This is a genomic window from Paenibacillus sp. JT31N17 (assembly GCF_056269255.1).
Genome location: NZ_JBWDNP010000001.1, coordinates 1,380,896 through 1,397,787 on the forward strand (window position 1 = coordinate 1,380,896; position 16,892 = coordinate 1,397,787).

Genomic DNA, 16,892 nt, shown 5'->3' on the forward strand with positions numbered 1-16,892 from the left:
CCGGCTGCTACCACGCTGCCGAAAACCATGATGTCCGCCAGGACGGGAAGGAGATTCAGCTTTGGTCTGATCGGCATCTACACAGGCATGTTCCTGGGCGCTATTCTGTCGCTGTTTCCGTTCTATTGGCTGATTGTCATGTCCACGGCAACGACGTCCGATATGTTCCGGTTCCCGCCGAGACTGCTGCCAAGCGATCAGCTCCTGGTGAATATTCAGAAAGTGCTGGATAATGTCGGTTTCTTCCAATCCTTCGCCAACAGCCTGATTGTAGCGGTTTCCCATACGCTGCTTGTCTTGTTCTTCTGTTCCATGGCGGGCTTCGTATTCGCGAAATTCGAATTCCCCGGGAAGGGCATCCTGTTCCTGTTTCTGCTTATGACAATGATGATCCCGCAGCAGCTCGGCCTTATCCCGCAGTTCATCATCATGCAGAAGCTGGGCTGGATCAACGAATTGAAGGCGCTCATTATTCCCGGTGTGGCCAATGCGTTCGGCATCTTCTGGATGAGGCAGTATACGCATTCCGTCATCCACGATGAGCTGATCAACGCAGGACGGATCGACGGATGCCGGACATTTGACTTGTATTGGCGCGTGGCGCTGCCAATCCTCCGGCCGGCGCTAGCCACCTTGGGGATCATTACATTTCTGGGCTCGTGGAACGACTATTTGTGGCCGCTTGTCGTCATATCGGTTCAGGACAAATTTACGATCCAAATGCTCATCGCCTCCATGAACGGCGTGTACAGTACCGATTATTCCATGGTAATGGCCGCCACACTGATGGCGACGGTGCCGTTGATCATCGTTTTTTCCCTCTTCAGCCGCCAATTCATCGCAGGTTTGATGCAGGGCTCGGTGAAGGATTAAACATCATATAAGGAATCAATCATGCGAAGGATGGACCTTAATACAATCGTGCAAACAGGCTGCCTTATTTTACCGGGCAGCCTGTTTGAGCACGCGCTGAACTTTGACGGCATTGTGGACGTGGAGCACCATATAGTTGATTATTTCTGATAAATCGTGTCGTTCAAGCGTTCCGCATCAAAGCAGCCTCCCTGGACATATTAATGGATGACATAATCATTCCGGGGCACATTATACCATTGACTAAATGGTTAGATAAGTTTATATTATTACTAACCAGTTAGTTATTATAATGGCTGAACCCAAAGAGAGAAGGAATGAACCGATGACACAACGGACCTGGCTGATTACCGGCGTAACCAGCGGCTTCGGCCGCCACATGACCGAGCAGCTTCTTGCCCGCGGCGACCGTGTCGCCGGCACCGTCCGCAGGATGGATGCCATGAACGATCTCAAAGCCAAATATGGCGACCTCCTGTGGCTCGCCCATCTCGATGTAACCGATACGCCAGCTATCCATCAGGCTGTGAACCAGGCATTCTCCGAACTCGGCAAGATCGACGTTGTGGTCAACAATGCCGGTTATGGACTCTTCGGCGCAGCTGAGGAGCTGACGGATGAGCAAATCCTCCACCATCTGAACACCAACCTGATCGGCTCGATCCAAGTGGTCCGCGCCGCGCTTCCATATTTGCGCGCGCAAGGCGGGGGCCGCATTATCCAGCTCTCTACCTATGGCGGCCAGGCGACCAATCCAGGCGCGTCGCTGTATCACGCAAGCAAGTGGGGAATCGAAGGCTTCATCGAATCAACGATGAAGGATATTGCACCTTTCAATATCGGTGTCACCATCGTCGAGCCTGGCGGCGCGCGCACGGAGTTCAGATACGGCAGCGCCAGGATCGGTACGAAAATCGATGCCTATGACGCAAGCCCTGCCAGCGTGACCCGGCGATTCATTGAGGGCTCCGCGCATCTTCCGATTGGCGATCCTGCCAAGATGGCCAAGATCATGATCGACAGCGTCGATCAGAATCCGGCACCTGAGCGGATCGTGCTCGGCAGCGACTCTTACAATGCGATTCACAAGGCGCTTACCGAACGGCTCGCGGCTCTGGAAGCGCAGAAAGATCTCGCATTCTCGACAGACTTCCCCGTAAGCCGCTGACGGGAAGCGGTGGACTTATCCCAAAATCCGGTCTGATGCCCTTCGCTGGACAGCAGACAGCTTATCCAAGGCGTTACGCTTACAGAGGAAGGATGTACAAGTCAACATGGCTTGTGCATCCTTCTTTGCCGTTCCTTCCGAGGCTCTTTTGCCGCTTATAGGGTGGGCCTCTCATGCTTATGCATAAAATTTTTCACTCCCATCCATGCTAACTACTCACAGCCTTTTTCGTTATTCGGATAATATGACATACAGTCGTCATATTATGAATTGTATAGTATGTATGTAATCACAAATCAGGTACGGGGAGAGACAGCTATGGAAAACGTAAAGTCAAAGGTCATCATTATAACGGGAGCATCCAGCGGGATCGGACAAGCTGCGGCGGAGTTATTGGCTAAATACGGTGCAAAGATCGTATTGGCAGCGAGAAGAGAAGACCGTTTGCAGAAGATCGTAAGCGATATTAAAAAAAAGGGTGGGGAGGCTGTATATTTAGCAACCAATGTGGCTTCTTCGGAAGACATGCAGGAATTGGCCCGATTTGCATTAAAGCAATATGGACGCATCGATGTGCTTGTCAATAATGCCGGAATTATGCCTCTTTCTCAGTTGAATGAATTAAAGGTCCACGAATGGGACCAAATGATCGATGTCAATATCAAAGGCGTTTTATATGGGATTGCCGCCGTTCTGCCAGCTATGAGGGAACAAAAATCAGGCCATATCATCAACATTTCATCGGTTGCCGGTTATCATGTATCCCCAACCTCTGCTGTGTACAGCAGCACAAAATTTGCGGTCAGAGCCATTACGGAAGGGCTGCGCCAGGAAGAATCGCCGGCATCCAATATCCGCACCACGATTGTCTCCCCCGGTTTTACGGATACGGAGCTGACCAATGCGATCAGCAGTCCTGAAATTAAAGCCATGGTGAGCCAAATCAGCGACATTGCGATTTCTCCCGACAGCATAGCAAGAGCGATTGCCTTCGCGATTAATGAACCGGCCGATACCGGAGTGAATGAAATTGTCATCAGACCGACCGCACAGCCATCTTAATCGGCCGCCTTTGAGATGCAAAGCTATTTGGAACAAGAATGGGAGCGGTTTATATGCCTGAACATCATGATATATTAAGCTTTAAAGCTTTTACTTCCTGGGCTGCTGCATTAAACAAATGGGATGCCGATTTATGGACAAAACCGATTTCGGAAGGGAAATGGTCGGTTAGCGAAATTGTTTCGCACATTTTGAATTGGGATAATCATATAATCTCGCAGATTCTTCCCGCCGTGAGAAAAGGGAAAAACATCACATTTCCAGATATTGAGACCTATAATCAAAAAGCATCCCAGTATGCCAAATCGGGAATTACACAATCGGCCTTGATCGATGAAGCCATTCGAACCAGAGAACATCTTATCGCCCAGCTATTGGAGATGCCCGATGACTTATATCATGCGCACTTGAACTATTCTCTTGCATTCCTCATTCAGGAATTTGTTTTACACGACGATCAGCATAAAGAACAGATCGAATCATTTGTAAATCGAGAAGAAAGGGTGATAAAATGATAGAACAAGAGGATGATCGCCAATGCCATAAGGCATAATAAGGCTATTTTAGATGCAGGGGGATAACGATCAATGGGAATTGCTGTTCTTCTCGGAAGCTCTCGCAAAAACGGAAATACCGACAGATTGGCAAGTCAGCTGGTAGAAGGTTTGGATGCGGTTAAATTATATTTATCCGACTATAACATCCAACCGATTAACGATTATCGTCATTCCGAAAGGGAATCGTTTCCGGACGATGATTACCTTATGTTAATAGAACAGGTTTTGAAACAGGACATTATTGTGTTTGCGACTCCTGTCTACTGGTATGGAATGTCAGGAGTCATGAAAACCTTTGTTGACCGCTGGTCCCAATCGCTGCTGGAGAACAGAGCGGGTTTCAGAGCTGATTTATCCACCAAAAAGGCCTTTGTTATCGCAATTGGGGACGATGAACCTCATTTGAAAGGACTGCCGTTAATTCAGCAATTCCAATATATTTTTGATTTTACCGGCATAACGTTTGCGGGTCATCTGCTTGGTAAGGGAAACAGACCGGATGACATTCTGCACGATGCGGCAGCTCTTATTGCTCTCGAGGAATTACGGGGAAAACTGAACCATTATCTCGCAGGTGCATAAAACGCAATGCCGATTGGAAAGCATGAGGATGCCGGGTTCTCCCGGACACTTGCGAATGGTTGGAGTTGGGAGGTAATTGCAATGAAAGTCAGACCCTCGGTTAAGCCTATTTGTGAAAAATGCAGGGTTATTCGCCGCGATGGCGAGGTTATGGTCATTTGTGAAAATCCGAAGCATAAACAGAAGCAAGGGTAATGTTCCTGGTCATTTGCTCGCCTATGCAGAACCAAATCAGGCTGCAAGAAAGTCCTTGAGGATCAAGCGCTTCACAATGATGACCAGTTCCGATTATTGGAGCTGGTCATTTTTTTGTTCAAACGAAAGAATACGACTCTTCTGACCTTCATGCATAATTGGTAGAAATTAATGGAAGTCTATTTATACACATCGGATTACAAGCCGTTATGGGTCGTTAGGCCTGGAATCCTTTCTTTAGCGCCGAAGCGATCGTCACGACCCGTTTGGCTTGATGAATGACGGCGGCTTTGGCATCTTCGACAATTTTTCCTTGCTGGTCGACCGTCACACTTGTACCGTAAGGATTGCCTCCTGCATCAAACAGGGATTGATTCGTATAACCTGGCGCTACGACGATGGCGCCCCAATGATACATTGTCGTGTACAGAGCGAGTATGGTAGCTTCCTGACCGCCATGCGGGTTTTGTGCGGAGGTCATCGCGCTTACTACCTTGTTGACTATTTTTCCTTGAAACCAAATGCCGCCAGTGGAGTCCAAAAATTGTTTCATCTGTGCCGCAATATTTCCGAACCGTGTGGGGGTGCTGAAAATTATGGCATCTGCTGCCACGATATCATCAGAAGCTACAGTGGGGACATCCTTGGTCGCTTCGACATGCGCTTTCCAATCCGGGTTAGCGTCAATCTCTGATTGGGGCGCAAATTCCGGTACCTTGAAAAGCTTGACGTCTGCCCCCGCAAGCTTCCCTCCCTCTGCAGCCCACTGGGCGAGTTGATAGTTTGTACCCGTAGAGCTGTAGTAGACAACCGCCAGATGTACATGTGCCATACCTTTTATTTGCCCCTTCCGACAATATTCTCTGTATCTTCATCTTTTTAACGTTTAGATGCCATCCCCTATTATTCGCACCGGACCGCACAAATATTCCCAAATGAAGAATAGCCTGCTTCTGTATGGTAAACAAGTTACTATGTCGTCGAGAATGGGTATAGATGTCCATCTAAACAAAAGGACGTTAACCCGTTGTCGAAAACGAGCAAAATTAACGCATCGGAGCGTTCCGATAGTCCGATCGCGGCAAGCTCGCGGGCATTGAATGACCGATCCCAGAAAATTTGATCCGTAAGGGGAAGCACATTGGCAGCGGATATAATCATATCGCCCTGAATCAACACCGCGCCATCATGCAAAGGGCTCTCCGGAAGGAAAATGGACTCCAGCAGCGGGGTGGAGATCTTTGCGAATATGGGTGTGCCTTGACTTATTAGAGGAGCTATAAGGTCTTCTCTTTGAATGACGATAAGCGCTCCTTGCCGCTTGGAACTCAAATGATGCATGGCAAAGGATATTTCCTTATAATGATTTGTGTATTCAGACAGAATGCTGTTCAAAAAATAGGTGGACGCAACCGATACCGATTCGGAAAACCTTTTGGAAATCTCATCAATATCGCTTAGAAGTTGAACACGATCCTGCTCAAAGGTGAAAATAACATTTTTCAGTATTTCCTCAATCCGGGTCAGCTTTTTAATTAATTCAGTCCGCAGAAGAGAAAAGTCGCTATTGGCAATATCCATATGTAAACCCTCCGCCTGACAGGGATTTAATCTTATTTTGATTCCGGGAGCTGAAAGGGGTAAAGAGCACCTTTATAGGAAAATGATTCTCTTCCCGTTTCCTCGGATACCACGACGATTAATGCGTCCGTCCGCTCCGACAATCCGATTGCAGCGCGATGGCGTGTCCCTAACTTTTTTTTATATGTTTTTTTGGTGAGCGGGAGGATGTTGGCAGCCGATACAATAATATCGTAACGGATCAATACAGCTCCATCATGCAGGGGGCTGCCAACCGGGAAAATGGAATCCAGAAGCGAACCGGAAAATTCGGCATGGATAGGTACTCCCGGGGTAATCCATTCGTCAAGCGGATCTTCCCTTTGGATGACAATAAGCGCTCCTTGCCGTTTGGAGCTGAGCTTGCGGACGGCTTCGAAAATTTCGTTAAACTTATTTGTATAAGGAGCCAGCAGGCAGCTTAGGTAATACGCAGATGCCATCTTTCCCGAATCCGAGAATCTTTTAGAAAGATGTCTAAGATCATTCAGAATGTCAATGTCCTCTTGATTCAATGAGGCAATTAATTGGGATAGATTTTCGGAGATGCTGATGAACTGTTCCTTAACATCATTCTGCTGCGGTGAAAGCCCTCCCCCAGTGTATTCCATTGCTGTTTAGCCTCCTTTACTATTCTTTAGCTATTCCCGTTGATGGCAATAATTATTTCTAGTAATAGACAGCTGCCAGGGGAACGTTCGACATATTGTTTTTAGAATTGAAATATACTCGGACGTTCGTTTATTATACAGCTATGAGACACAAGGACGATATTAAAAACGAAGCAATCTTTCAGGCCGCGATTGACCTTCTGAATGAAATAGGTTTCTCTGACATTTCGATGTCCAAAATAGCCAGACGGGCGAAGATCTCATCCTCGACGATTTATGTCTATTATGTTAACAGGGAGGATATGGGATATGTTAGCCAAGCTAAACGTTATTGTTAAAGAGATAATGAGCAGGCAGCTTATTCAAGAGCTCGAAGATACGTTGTCCAAGCCTTCGTTTTATCCGAAAAAAATATTTTAAGCTCCTTGCAAACCTGCGGATTCTTGATGTTGCGCGGCAGTTTGGGAGATGATCTTTCATTATTCTTTTATTGGCCTTTGCTACAATTACAAATGGCGGTCGTCTGGCTTCCGCGTCGGCAACCATTCACCTGTGTTTGGAACATGGAACACAAGCTGCTGCGCGCAGCTTCGGGAGCTCCATCTCCTGATCGTGCCAGACAATTCGTACATCAATTATCCATGAAGGAAAGGAGGCAAAAAATGAGGAAATCAGCTTTAAGCATGCTGCTCGCTCTGGTTATGTTCTGGGCCTCATTATCGCAGGTGCAATATGCAAATGCGGCCGAGGAGAGCGATTATTCGTACACCATTGACGGCGATGGCGCAACGATTACCGATTTCCCGAGAGGAGCTGCTCTGGATGTCATAATTCCCGATACCTTGGGAGGAGTGGCGGTTACCGCGATTGGGGAAACTGCATTTTATATCAACGATCTTACGAGCGTCGTCTTTCCGGACAGTCTGAAGAGCATTGGCAATGATGCATTTGGTTATAATTTCCTTACCAGCATTGACATCCCGGACGGCGTGACCAGTATCGGCGAAAGAGCCTTCAAGAATAATCTGCTGACAAGCGTAGACATTCCGGACAGCGTGACGAGTATGGGGCAGGAGGTTTTCTCGAACAATCTTATTACCCGCGTGAATATCCCGGACAGCTTAACGAGCATCAGCGATTTTGCATTTAGAGGCAACCAGCTTACAAGCGTGGTTATTCCAGACGGCGTGACGAGTATAGGAGGTTATGCTTTCCGTTATAATCTTCTAACCAGCGTAACGCTGCTGAATGAATCGACAGTTATTGATAACCTCGCGTTCAACAATAATCAGACCATTGCGGCAGATCTGAAGATTTTTGGTTCCGCGAGATCCGCTGTGCAAAATTATGCAAGGAGCAAGGGCTATACATTTGTGGACGGGACCGTGCTGTTTGAAGCGATGGACGCGGCGAAACAGCTGTTAGTATCCCATCTGCCAGGCACAAATGAAGGGCAGGTGCCAGCGCTCATTCATGACGGCTTGAAGGATGCGCTCGCTGATGCCAGACTCTTCGTCGACGGGATCACGGGCACAACCGTATCCACCGATTTGGACCCTCCCGCAGCCTTGTTGAATGCGGCGATCGATGCGTTCACTGACGCGATCATTCCACCTCCTGCCGATGCTGCAGCATTGGGAGCGGTCATAGCGGCTGCGGATCAGGCGTTGACCGAGCATCCGGAAGGCACGGACGTCGGTGAAGCGTCCAGCGCAGCCCGCACCGCGCTGCAAGATGCGATCAATGTGGCGCAGGATATCGCTGACGATGCCGGGAATCAAACCCAGAATCAGCTGGATGCGGCAGCCGCCGCGTTGAATGCGGCGATCGATATATTCGGGGATGCCATTATCCCGGCTGGCGATGCCGCAGCATTGGAAGCGGTCATAGCGGCTGCGGATCAGACGTTGACCGAGCATCCCGAAGGCACGGACGTCGGTGAAGCGTCCAGCGCAGCCCGCGCCGCGCTGAAAGACGCAATCGATGTGGCGGAAGATATCGCTGACGCTGCCGGGGATCAAACCCAGAATCAGCTGGATGCGGCAGCCGCCGCGTTGAATGAGGCGATCGATACATTCGGGGATGCCATTATCCCGGCTGGCGATGCCGCAGCATTGGAAGCGGCAATCGCATTAGCGGATCAGGCATTGACCGAGCATCCCGAAGGCACGGACGTCGGTGAAGCGTCCAGCGCAGCCCGCACCGCGCTGAAAGACGCAATCGATGTGGCGCAGGGTATCGCTGACGATGCCGGGAATCAAACCCAGGATCAGCTGGACGCGGCAGCCGCCGCGTTGGATAACGCCTTGGCGCATTTTGAAGCCGCTTGGGTGGGACTTGTGCTGACAGCGCCAGCGGATGGTCTGTACGGCACCCATGATATCTTACGCTTTACGGTGGTCTATGGGTATGAAGTGAGCGTGACGGGTTCGCCGGCCATTCCGCTCGCAATCGGCAGCGGCAGCGGTACCGAGACGGTTTATGCCTCTTATACAGGGGAACGCGGCACGCCATTGACCGAGCTGACCTTCGAATATGACGTTCCCGGAGGATTTGCTGATGAGGATGGCATTGCCATTTCCCCGCAGATGGAGCTTCCGAACGGCGCAAGCATAACGCGTGCCAATGGCGGCGGGGCAGCTTCGCTGGCGTATCAGGCACCGGATATGAAGGGGCTGCATATCGTGTCCGTTCCGCCTGTTATTGCCCTGGCCGCTGGAGAAGGCGGCAGTTCATCGGCAGGTGTAACGGTGACGGCGAGCGTATATGGAGTGTCGGCGGGCAACACGTTGACCGAGCTGAACTGGCTGCCGGGAAGCCATAGCAGCGCCGATTTTGCAGGCGAAGCCGGTACCGATATTCTGGCCGCGCAGCAGTTCACCGTCTCAGCGAACGGCACTTATACCGTCTATGCCAGGGACAAGGCAGGCAATGAAGCGGTGAGCGAAATTGCCGTCACCGGCATCGATACATCGTCACCCGATCCGGATGAAGACGATGGGGACGATACACCCGGCGGACCGGTTTATACCGGCCCATCGGGTCCCGCAACCGAACCGACGGCAACCATTATGCTGGACGGCGTAAGTACGGCGGTGCGATTCACGAAGGAGACATCCGCCGACGGACAGACCTTGATCCGGCTCTTCCCGACAGCGGAGCAATTGGCCGGAGCCTTCGCCGATCAAGCGGAAACAGAGCTTAAGGCCGACGGGCTCGGTCCGGCAGTCAAGATAAGCTTGCCGGCAGCGCTGCTTCTAAGCGTCCTAAACAGCCAACCGGAAGCCCAGCTGTTGATAACCGTGAACGGGAACAGTCTGCGTATTCCGCTAAGCGCTATTGGCGAACTGCCCGAAGGGTCAATCCTGACAGCTGCGATCGCAGAAGCGTCCGATGCGTCGAGCGCTGCCATAAAGCAAGTGATCGACAAGGCAGGCGCGACCCAGCTGCTTGCGCATCCGATCGCTTATGGGCTGGATGCGGACGGCCAGGCCATTACTGGCTGGAGCGGCATCTATGCAGAGCGGACGATCAGGCTGCCCGCGGCAGTCAATCCGGATAAGACGACGGCGGTATGGATCGATGCGAAGGGCGGTCTGCATTTTGCGCCTTCCGTATTTTCAAGTGGCGAACCGCCGATGGTAGTCATTCATTCCCCTGTGGACGGCCTGTATACGGTCATTCAGTCGGACGAATCGTTCCCTGATGTGGAGGGGCATTGGGCACAAGAGGAGATCGAGCTGCTGGCGAACAAGCGGATCGTCGAAGGACAGCCGGACGGCGGATTCGCTCCGAACGCCAAGGTGTCCCGCGCCGAATTCGCAGCGCTGCTCGTGCGCGCACTCGGGCTGCCCGAGGCCAGTGGAGAAGAGCCGTTCACGGACGTGAAGGCGGAGGACTGGTATGTCGAAGCAGCAGAAACTGCGCTGCATGCCGGTTTGATCGACGGCTTTGAGGACGGGACCTTCCGGCCCAACGCCAGTATCACCCGCGAGCAGATGTCCGTGATGATCGCAAGAGCGTTGGCGTTCGCCGGACAAACGCCGCAGACGAATGCCGGCGCATTGGAGCCGTTCGCCGACGCCGCAGACATTTCGGACTGGGCGGCGGATGCGATTGCACAGCTCTCCGGGACAGGAATTGTCCAAGGGACGACCGGCGGGGCATTCGATCCGCAGACGGAAGCAACCCGGGCGCAAAGCGCCGTCATACTGAAGCGGATGCTGCAATATTTACATTTTATTTAATAAGTCAGCAATTAAAACAACCTTCGCTGCCCTCTGGACGGCGAAGGCTGTTTTTGATTGGAGTATGCGTACAGAAGATCAGAGGAGAAGACTATCGCAATGGATAGATGCCCCTGTCATCCGGGTGGCGATGCCGAATGCCGGATGGATGTAATGGAAATGAGTCTCCTGTTTGTCTTTAATCCAGTGTTTTAAAAATTTCCATGGGCCGCATCATTTCATAATCCTCATGCTCCAGCATGTGGCAATGCCACACATAACGCCCGGTAAAAGGTCCAAAACGGGCTATTATGGATGTAATATAACCATAAGGGGCTCGAACGGTATCCTTCAATCCTGTTTCATAAGGTTCAGGAGGATCCGGAGGTCCCGGGAATATAAGGTTTCCTGTTTCTTCAAAATGAGCGACATCAAAAGGCTGACGGTCAAGGATTTGGAAGTCAACCAAATGTAGATGGATCGGGTGGGGATCATCATTAATGATATTAATGAACCTCCATATTTCGACCGTATTCACTTCAATTTTTTCGGATATGCGATCTATCCACATTTTACCGTCCAATAAATTCAAGGATCGTCCATACCGGTCCTGAATTCGGATAAGCACCAAATCTCTTGTTCTCTTGGCCATATTTCTTGATAGTCTTATAAATTCTCCCATGTAAAATGGAAGAGAGCTGGTATCTGCGCTTGTTAGCGGTTGGATGACTCTGAATTGCATAACCTCCGTAGTTTCGGCTGAGGCATTCCCGGTAACATTTTTGAGAGTGATGGATTGGCCGCGGCATTGGGAAAAATCGATGATTACGTCCATACGCTCGGCGCTCAAAAGGATAAATTCATGGATGACGATCATTGTCTCAAGCAGGCCGCTATCCGTGCCAATTTGAAAAAAAGGCTGGTTGCTGTCCAATTTTAATGTAAGGATTCGACTATTGGATGCGTTCAATATCCGAAACCGGTATTTTCGTGGCTCAACGTTCAAATAGGGGTAGACTTTTCCGTTGACCAGTATCGTATCCGCATCAAAAGGAGGGACTAGAGAAGGAGACGGGAGACCTGCATCATCCTGATCCGGCCGGGCGGGATAGTAAAGCGATCCATCGGGATTGAACGATCGGTCCACAATGATAAGCGGAATTTCATATTTTCCTTGAGGAAGATTAAGCGATTGCTCGTGCTTGTCGCGAATGAGATAATAACCCACGAGTCCCGCATAGACATTCAATCTTGTAATTCCTATAGTGTGGTCGTGATACCATAAAGCTGTGGCCCGCTCAATATTCGGATAGATATACACCTCCCGCTCAAATAGAGGTCCCGTTTGTTCGAAATTTCTCGTGAACCATGCCTCAGGGTAACCATCGCTATGGGCTGGCGTTCTTCCTCCATGTAAATGTACAACGCTTCTTCCTTCCGGAAGCGTTGCTTCGGAACCGTGAATCGTGGTATCAACGGGAAGAAAGTGCTTGGCCGGCAGATCATTGATCCATTTGACCAACACAGTCTCATTCTTCATCACATCGAACGTAGGACCTGGAAATATTCCTTCGTACCCCCATAGACGGGTTGGCGGAAGGTCCCTGTGCAGCTTCTGGGAAAACTCCTTCATTATCACTTCGTAATAGGAATGATTGCTGCATTGCTTCCTGGGGGATAACGTATAGGGAACGGGCAGCTCATCTACGAATTTTTGGAGATTTATCTTTTCGGGCATATAAAAGGGAGACCTCCTTACATTCAAGATCCACGGAGTAAGTTTATGAATGTGAGCTTGCTCTTTATGCTGGCTATAACCGGCGGGTATGGCGGCTTGCCGGATAAATACCTTTGCACAGCGGGCTGGAACCTATGGGCAAATGCCGCATACGATGTAAAAACACAGTTGAAGAAGGAGTGATCTTATAATGCCCGCTATTGTCGGCTTTGCCAAAATTGTCAGCGTCGGATCGAGTTCCATCGTCCAGTTCGGCGACTGTATCCAATCGTCTCCATCCAGCACGTCAAAAACATATGCCGGAGCCGGTTCATTTTTAACAGGCAGCCTTGCCAACTCGAACAATGCGCTCAGTGCCACGAACACGAACGACCCTGATTTCCAGGACAGCGTACAGAACGATATTGCCACTGGTGTGAATGCTATTTGAGTCTGACTGGCCGCTCTGAAGAGAGAATCATGCCTTTCCCGATTTCTTTGGAGCTTCTCATTATCCGGTTCGCCGTATCATTGGCATTTACCCTTGAGCAGGTTGGCCGTTCTCAGGATGTCATGGGCAAGAATTCCAGGCCGATCCCCGTTATTAAAGCCTATCAGTCCCGGGACCTTTCGCTTGAGGAGGCTTATTTCTGCCTCCTTGGCGGCATGTGTCTGCCGGTAATATTACATAGGGCGTCATCTTTGAAAATCAATCGTCCCCACATTAGCTTCTGATGTCTGGGGATAATAATCTGTTTTTGTTATGGATCCGCGTAAATCGCGGTTTTTTTATTTTTTGGCTCCATATTTCATGCCGGTTCGCTTCATTTGTACGCCGGATTCCCTTTCCAGTACGTGTCCGCTGTCCCTTTCATTTTCTAAAAAACTCACGATATTTACAAAACCCTATCACCGGCGTTCTTAATCATATGGTAGAATATGGGCGAAATACTAGATTCCATATGAGGAGGGACTTTAATGGGAAATCTTGCGTGGAGAAATGGAAAATGGGTAAAGGCCGCCTTGCTGACGGCTCTGGTACTGCCGCTGTTTGCGGGATTCACAGGCGGGCTCCAGCCGGCCTATGCCGAGGGTCCGGGCGACCCGGCGCCTTTCATTGATGCGAAGATCGTCAACGAGAATGCAGGCAAAAAGGTTCTTTTCGACAACACGCACGCCCAAACGGCGGGAGCGGCGGACTGGGTAATTGACGGGGGCTTCTCGGATTTTGGCCAAGCACTGGCAAACGACGGCTACTATGTAAAGGAACTGCGCAAGTCTGCCGCTTTTACTTATAATGATTTGAAGGATTACGACGTGTTCGTCATCGCGGAGCCGAACATTCCGTTCAAGACGAGCGAGCAGGACGCCATGGAGCAGTATGTCCAGGAGGGCGGGAGCATCTTCTTTATCGGCGACCATTATAACGCGGACCGCAACAAGAACCGCTGGGACGGCTCCGAGGCAATAAACGGGTACCGGCGCGGTGCCTGGGAAGATCCGGCCAAGGGGATGGCCGCGGAAGAAAGAAGCTCGGCCGCCATGCAAAATATCGCCAGCTCCGATTGGCTGGCGGACAATTTCGGCGTCCGGTTCCGCTACAATGCGCTGGGCGATATAACGGCGAATCAGATCGTCCAGTCCGGGCAGGCATTCGGCATTACGGAAGGCGTGTCTGGCGTGGCCATGCATGCCGGCTCGACACTCGCCATCATCGATCCGTCCAAAGCCAAAGGGATCGTCTACGTTCCCGAAACGAACGAGTCCTGGGGAAGCGCCGTCGACCAAGGGGTCTATAACGGCGGAGGGATTGAAGAAGGGCCTTTTGTTGCCGTCTCCAAGGCCGGAGCCGGCAAAGCCGCATTTATCGGCGATTCGTCGCCGGTCGAGGACGCCACTCCGAAATATCTGCGCGAGGAGACGGGCGCAAGGAAGACGACATACGACGGCTTCAAGGAGCAGGATGACGGCCTGCTGCTTGTGAATTTGATCAATTGGCTGTCCGAGAAGGAGAGCTATACGAGCCTGGAGCAAGTAAGCGGCCTGCAGCTCGACCAGCCAACGGCGCTGCTGCCGACCGAGTCTCCCGAAGCATCTACGGAGCCGCAGCCGGAGCCTTGGTCCGCCCCGGCGGCCGGGTATAAATGGCATGACCGTTCGACCTTCAAGCCGGGTTCTTACGGCGGACCTGCAAGCAGCGCGAATGCGGCGTACAGCTTCGTCCACCAGGCGCAGCTGCCGAACGCGGCCGATTTTCAAATTCGCGTAGCCGCAGACAATCTGCCTGCCAATACCACGGTATCGGGCTTCGGCGCGGGCATTTATTTGACCGGCGGCGCGCAGGTAGCTCTGATCCGGAATGAAGACAGCACGTGGCCGGCAGCTTATGGCTACAGCGCCGCTTTCAGCTTGACCTCTGACAGCAGGGGACATGCTTTCAAGGACCTGACGGTCCGGATCAAGCCGGGTACGAATGGAACGGCGAACCTCCGCCTCAGACAGAACGGCACGAACCTGCTCACACAGACCGTGACACTGGCAAACGTGCCTGCGGAGCCGCTGCCGGAGGAGGAGGGACCGATTCCGTCAGCTGTCACCATAGCGGAAGCCCGTACGAAGGCGGAAGGAACGACCGTTACGGTGGAGGGAGTGATCACGACCGAGCCGGGTGCTTTTGGCGGACAAGCCTTCTATCTTCAGGATGAGACCGGCGGAATTTATGTGTTCCAAAGCGCCAGCGGCTATCACCAGGGCGATGTCGTGAAGATTACGGCGCCTCTTGCCATTTATAATACCGAGCTTGAGCTTGCCGATTTGGTTGCAGTCGAGAAGACGGGCACGGCACCGCTGCCTGGCCCGGTCATGGCGGAAGCGGTGAGCGATGCCAATCAAGGGCAGCTGCTTCAGCTGCAGGATGTGACGATCCGCAATATCATCAGCGCAACGCCTGCGGGTTCTTTTGAATTCGACGCGGTGAACGGCGGAGTCAGCAATCATGTGCGCGTCGATGTGCGGACGGGAGCTGCGCTTGCCGATTTTCCGTATCAGGAAGGAGCCGTTGTGAACGTAACGGGCGTCTCGGCTATTTTCAGAGGGCTCTATCAGTTGAAGCCGAGAGGACTCGGCGACTTCACAGCGGTGCAGTCGGATACGGAGGCGCCGACAACGTCGGCTGCACTTTCCACGGCTCCTAACGCCGACGGATGGGTGAATCAGGATGTGGAAGTTACATTAAGTGCTTCAGATGAAACGGCTGGAACCATAACGACGCAATATGCCGTTGACGGCGGTGCATACAATGCCTATGCGGGGCCGTTCACCATCACAGAGGAAGCGCGGCATACGATCGGCTATTTCTCTAAGGATGCGGCTGGCAACGCGGAAGAGGCGAAATTCATTCAGGTGAACGTGGATAAAACGCTTCCTGCCGCTGAACTGACCCAGTCGGGGCAGGCTGTAGGGGATGTGCTTGAAACAGCTGTTCTGACCTTTGAATTGGTTTCATCCGACGGGCTCTCCGGAATAATCTCAGAGCAGCTGCTATTGGACGGCGCAGAAATTGCGAGCGGGGAGACGGTACAGGCATCGGAGCTGGGAGTTGGCGCTCACTCGGTAAGCTACAGCGTTGCGGATGCCGCAGGGAACGTCTCGGCTGCCAGCTATCCCTTCCAGATTACAGGCAAGCCACTGGCGACGGGCGTTCCAGGCAAGCCGGTGCTGTCGAGCAACAACGGTTATGATACGGGCCTGCGGGACGGCAGCTATACGGTAACGATGAATGTATGGTGGGGGAATAACGGCACCTCATTCAAGCTGTACGAGAACGGCGAGCTGATCAGCACGCAGAATCTGACGGACAGGACACCAGCCGCGCAAACCGTGAATACCGATATTGCCGGCAAGGCGAACGGGACTTACCGTTATACAGCGGAGCTTGGCAATGCCTACGGAACGACGATGAGCGATACGCTGGTCGTGACCGTGACGGATGCGTCCCCCGGCAAGCCGGTGCTGTCGCAAGACAATTGGGACGGCGACGGCAAATATAACGTAACCATGAATCTGTGGTGGGGAACGAATGCGACCGGGTACCGGCTGTATGAAAATGACAGACTCATCGATTCGCAGCAGCTGGAGGAGCACACGCCGAACGCACAGCATACCGTGACAGCGATTGACCGGCGTAAGGCGGGAACCTACACGTACCGCAGCGAGCTTGTCAACGCCGCAGGCAAGACAACAAGCGAGACGATCACTGTCGTCGTGAGGTAGCGCGAAAGC

General features: G+C 51.7%; 15 protein-coding genes. 11 read left to right on the forward strand and 4 right to left on the reverse strand.

The window, feature by feature from the left end; all coding sequences use genetic code 11:
• Positions 1-27: 27 nt before the first annotated feature.
• The 6 genes from AC0YOB_RS05870 to rpmJ all read left to right on the forward strand — a co-directional run bounded on the left by AC0YOB_RS05870 (position 28) and on the right by rpmJ (position 4,437).
• Positions 28-873, forward strand: coding sequence for a carbohydrate ABC transporter permease (locus tag AC0YOB_RS05870; RefSeq protein WP_475792317.1), 846 nt, complete (start codon positions 28-30; stop codon positions 871-873).
• Positions 874-1,198: 325 nt separating this feature from the next.
• Positions 1,199-2,041: an SDR family oxidoreductase gene (locus AC0YOB_RS05875; protein ID WP_475791970.1), complete on the forward strand. Its 843-nt coding sequence runs from the start codon at positions 1,199-1,201 to the stop codon at positions 2,039-2,041.
• Positions 2,042-2,359: 318 nt separating this feature from the next.
• Entirely contained in the window at positions 2,360-3,103 is a 744-nt protein-coding gene (locus tag AC0YOB_RS05880; protein ID WP_475791971.1) for an SDR family oxidoreductase, read from the forward strand.
• A gap of 53 nt (positions 3,104-3,156) precedes the next feature.
• The gene (locus AC0YOB_RS05885; RefSeq protein ID WP_475791972.1) at positions 3,157-3,618 is read left to right on the forward strand and encodes a DinB family protein; all 462 of its coding nucleotides are present in this window, start codon (positions 3,157-3,159) and stop codon (positions 3,616-3,618) included.
• Positions 3,619-3,690: 72 nt separating this feature from the next.
• Positions 3,691-4,242 (forward strand): flavodoxin family protein, encoded by a 552-nt coding sequence (locus tag AC0YOB_RS05890; protein WP_475791973.1) that lies wholly within the window; start codon positions 3,691-3,693, stop codon positions 4,240-4,242.
• Between the two features lie 81 nt (positions 4,243-4,323).
• Positions 4,324-4,437 (forward strand): 50S ribosomal protein L36, encoded by a 114-nt coding sequence (rpmJ, locus tag AC0YOB_RS05895; RefSeq protein WP_210040079.1) that lies wholly within the window; start codon positions 4,324-4,326, stop codon positions 4,435-4,437.
• Positions 4,438-4,654: 217 nt separating this feature from the next.
• Here rpmJ and wrbA read toward each other — a convergent pair whose 3' ends face one another.
• The 3 genes from wrbA to cdaS form a co-directional block, all read right to left on the reverse strand.
• Positions 4,655-5,269: an NAD(P)H:quinone oxidoreductase gene (gene wrbA, locus AC0YOB_RS05900; RefSeq protein ID WP_475791974.1), complete on the reverse strand. Its 615-nt coding sequence runs from the start codon at positions 5,267-5,269 to the stop codon at positions 4,655-4,657.
• 140 nt (positions 5,270-5,409) lie between these two features.
• Positions 5,410-6,018, reverse strand: coding sequence for a diadenylate cyclase (locus tag AC0YOB_RS05905; RefSeq protein ID WP_475791975.1), 609 nt, complete (start codon positions 6,016-6,018; stop codon positions 5,410-5,412).
• Between the two features lie 32 nt (positions 6,019-6,050).
• Positions 6,051-6,668 (reverse strand): sporulation-specific diadenylate cyclase CdaS, encoded by a 618-nt coding sequence (gene cdaS, locus AC0YOB_RS05910; protein WP_210040076.1) that lies wholly within the window; start codon positions 6,666-6,668, stop codon positions 6,051-6,053.
• A gap of 143 nt (positions 6,669-6,811) precedes the next feature.
• Here cdaS and AC0YOB_RS05915 point away from each other — a divergent pair, with 143 nt between their 5' ends.
• Together AC0YOB_RS05915 and AC0YOB_RS05920 are read left to right on the forward strand one after the other, a co-directional pair.
• Positions 6,812-7,006: a TetR/AcrR family transcriptional regulator gene (locus tag AC0YOB_RS05915; RefSeq protein WP_475792318.1), complete on the forward strand. Its 195-nt coding sequence runs from the start codon at positions 6,812-6,814 to the stop codon at positions 7,004-7,006.
• Positions 7,007-7,330: 324 nt separating this feature from the next.
• Positions 7,331-10,915 carry an S-layer homology domain-containing protein gene (locus tag AC0YOB_RS05920; RefSeq protein ID WP_475791976.1) on the forward strand — a complete coding sequence of 1,195 codons (3,585 nt, stop codon included), beginning with the start codon at positions 7,331-7,333 and terminating at the stop codon, positions 10,913-10,915.
• Positions 10,916-11,093: 178 nt separating this feature from the next.
• Here AC0YOB_RS05920 and AC0YOB_RS05925 read toward each other — a convergent pair whose 3' ends face one another.
• Entirely contained in the window at positions 11,094-12,632 is a 1,539-nt protein-coding gene (locus tag AC0YOB_RS05925; RefSeq protein WP_475791977.1) for a multicopper oxidase family protein, read from the reverse strand.
• A 45-nt stretch (positions 12,633-12,677) separates the two neighbouring features.
• On the opposite strand from AC0YOB_RS05925, the gene AC0YOB_RS05930 reads away from it, so the two are divergent.
• The 3 genes from AC0YOB_RS05930 to AC0YOB_RS05940 all read left to right on the forward strand — a co-directional run bounded on the left by AC0YOB_RS05930 (position 12,678) and on the right by AC0YOB_RS05940 (position 16,883).
• Entirely contained in the window at positions 12,678-12,815 is a 138-nt protein-coding gene (locus AC0YOB_RS05930; RefSeq protein WP_475791978.1) for a hypothetical protein, read from the forward strand.
• Between the two features lie 7 nt (positions 12,816-12,822).
• A complete protein-coding gene (locus tag AC0YOB_RS05935) occupies positions 12,823-13,062 on the forward strand; it encodes a spore germination protein (RefSeq protein WP_475791979.1) in 240 nt (79 codons plus the stop codon).
• Positions 13,063-13,589: 527 nt separating this feature from the next.
• Positions 13,590-16,883 (forward strand): OmpL47-type beta-barrel domain-containing protein, encoded by a 3,294-nt coding sequence (locus AC0YOB_RS05940; RefSeq protein WP_475791980.1) that lies wholly within the window; start codon positions 13,590-13,592, stop codon positions 16,881-16,883.
• Positions 16,884-16,892 lie beyond the last annotated feature (9 nt).

Coding starts and splice junctions, on each gene's coding strand:
- rpmJ (WP_210040079.1), top strand. CDS start 4,324: ATGAAAGTCAGACCCTCGGTTAAGCCTATTTGTGAAAAATGCAGGGTT.
- AC0YOB_RS05925 (WP_475791977.1), bottom strand. CDS start 12,632: ATGCCCGAAAAGATAAATCTCCAAAAATTCGTAGATGAGCTGCCCGTT.
- AC0YOB_RS05930 (WP_475791978.1), top strand. CDS start 12,678: ATGAATGTGAGCTTGCTCTTTATGCTGGCTATAACCGGCGGGTATGGC.
- AC0YOB_RS05935 (WP_475791979.1), top strand. CDS start 12,823: ATGCCCGCTATTGTCGGCTTTGCCAAAATTGTCAGCGTCGGATCGAGT.
- AC0YOB_RS05940 (WP_475791980.1), top strand. CDS start 13,590: ATGGGAAATCTTGCGTGGAGAAATGGAAAATGGGTAAAGGCCGCCTTG.
- AC0YOB_RS05875 (WP_475791970.1), top strand. CDS start 1,199: ATGACACAACGGACCTGGCTGATTACCGGCGTAACCAGCGGCTTCGGC.
- AC0YOB_RS05905 (WP_475791975.1), bottom strand. CDS start 6,018: ATGGATATTGCCAATAGCGACTTTTCTCTTCTGCGGACTGAATTAATT.
- AC0YOB_RS05890 (WP_475791973.1), top strand. CDS start 3,691: ATGGGAATTGCTGTTCTTCTCGGAAGCTCTCGCAAAAACGGAAATACC.
- AC0YOB_RS05915 (WP_475792318.1), top strand. CDS start 6,812: ATGAGACACAAGGACGATATTAAAAACGAAGCAATCTTTCAGGCCGCG.
- AC0YOB_RS05885 (WP_475791972.1), top strand. CDS start 3,157: ATGCCTGAACATCATGATATATTAAGCTTTAAAGCTTTTACTTCCTGG.
- AC0YOB_RS05870 (WP_475792317.1), top strand. CDS start 28: ATGATGTCCGCCAGGACGGGAAGGAGATTCAGCTTTGGTCTGATCGGC.
- cdaS (WP_210040076.1), bottom strand. CDS start 6,668: ATGGAATACACTGGGGGAGGGCTTTCACCGCAGCAGAATGATGTTAAG.
- AC0YOB_RS05920 (WP_475791976.1), top strand. CDS start 7,331: ATGAGGAAATCAGCTTTAAGCATGCTGCTCGCTCTGGTTATGTTCTGG.
- AC0YOB_RS05880 (WP_475791971.1), top strand. CDS start 2,360: ATGGAAAACGTAAAGTCAAAGGTCATCATTATAACGGGAGCATCCAGC.
- wrbA (WP_475791974.1), bottom strand. CDS start 5,269: ATGGCACATGTACATCTGGCGGTTGTCTACTACAGCTCTACGGGTACA.